We start from the raw sequence: 565 nt of genomic DNA, 5'->3' as shown, positions 1-565 counted from the left end.
ACGCCGGACAGGCCGAGCGTCGCGTCGTACGCCTTCTTCCAGTCGCCGTTCTTCTGGTGTGCCTCGATGGCGTCGTCGAGCGCGAGGCGCAGCGCGTTGTCGCTCCTGGGTACGCCGATGCCGTACGGCTCCTTGGAGAACGGCCGTCCCGCCAGCTTGAGTTCGTCGGGCACCTTGGCGGCGTAGCCCATCAGGATCGTGTCGTCGGTGGTCACCGCGTCCACCTGGTAGGTCAGGAGGTTGTCGACGCAGATCGAGTACGCGTCGTAGGAGACCGGGTCGGCCTTGGGGTAGTCGGCCTCGATGCGCTGGAGCGGCGTCGAGCCGGCGGCCGAGCACACCTTCCTGCCCGCCAGGTCGTCCGGCCCGTGGATGTCGTCCTCCTCGTCGCGCACCAGCAGCGACTGTCCGGCCTCGTAGTACGGGCCGGCGAAGCCGACCTGGCGCTTGCGCAGGTCGTTGATGGTGTAGGTGCCGACGTAGTAGTCGATCTGGCCGTTCTGCAACGCCGTCTCGCGGTTGGCGGAGGCGACGGTGCGGAAGCTGACACGCCGCGGGTCGAAGC

The 565-nt window shown here is 68.3% G+C and carries 1 protein-coding gene; it reads right to left on the bottom strand.

The window, feature by feature from the left end; all coding sequences use genetic code 11:
* Positions 1–565, bottom strand: a 565-nt coding sequence (locus tag KUM32_RS36955) for a transporter substrate-binding domain-containing protein (protein WP_217146247.1), incomplete at both ends; no start/stop codon positions are given.

Source organism: Streptomyces sp. AC627_RSS907 (assembly GCF_019049165.1).
This window is presented reverse-complemented; position numbering and strand designations above follow the sequence as displayed.